Origin of the sequence: Methylacidimicrobium tartarophylax (assembly GCF_902143375.2) — a bacterium.
In the GTDB taxonomy this organism is placed as follows: Bacteria; Verrucomicrobiota; Verrucomicrobiia; order Methylacidiphilales; family Methylacidiphilaceae; genus Methylacidimicrobium; species Methylacidimicrobium tartarophylax.
This window is the reverse complement of the sequence record NZ_CABFVA020000061.1, coordinates 1-503: the sequence shown is the minus strand read 5'-3', so window position 1 is coordinate 503 and position 503 is coordinate 1. Positions and strand designations below refer to the sequence as shown.

The 503-nt window shown below is 59.0% G+C and carries 1 protein-coding gene; it reads left to right on the top strand.

Translation table 11 applies throughout. The features are described 5' to 3' along the window. Positions 1–182 precede the first annotated feature (182 nt). Complete coding sequence (locus tag MAMT_RS05160) at positions 183–395, top strand: hypothetical protein (RefSeq protein WP_142659935.1); 213 nt, start codon at positions 183–185, stop codon at positions 393–395. The last annotated feature ends 108 nt before the right edge of the window (positions 396–503 follow it).

The window sequence follows — 503 nt, the reverse complement described above, 5'->3', positions numbered from 1 at the left end:
AGAAACCTCGAACGAATCGTTTTCCTCCTCTAACGATTCTCGAAAAGGACGGCGCGGCCAAAAACCGCGCCGTTCCTTTTTGGAAAGGTCGCCACGATGACGACGCGGCACCGGCCGCTTCCTCTCGGTCAGATTGCTCCATTCCGATTGCCCCTCCCTCCCTTTCGCACTACAAATAAGGAATGGACTGGCCGCAAACCCTGACGCTCCTCGGTGGACTGGCGGCCATCCTGTTCAGCCTCTTCCATCCGTTCGACAAGCGCTTCGAGCAGGTGGACAAACGTTTCGAGCTAGTCGACAAGAGAATCGACGACTTGCGGGCCGACACCACCAGCCGTCTCGATCGCATCGAGCGGCTCCTCGAACGCCTTCTCAAGCCGGAATTGAGCCGCTAAGGCCCATGTTCCGGCCCATCCTCGGGAAGGTCCCCCCCTGCGGCTCTCCGCAAAACCCGGAAGTAGTAGCTGACGGGCGGACGAAGCAATATTTTGAACGCTGACGCC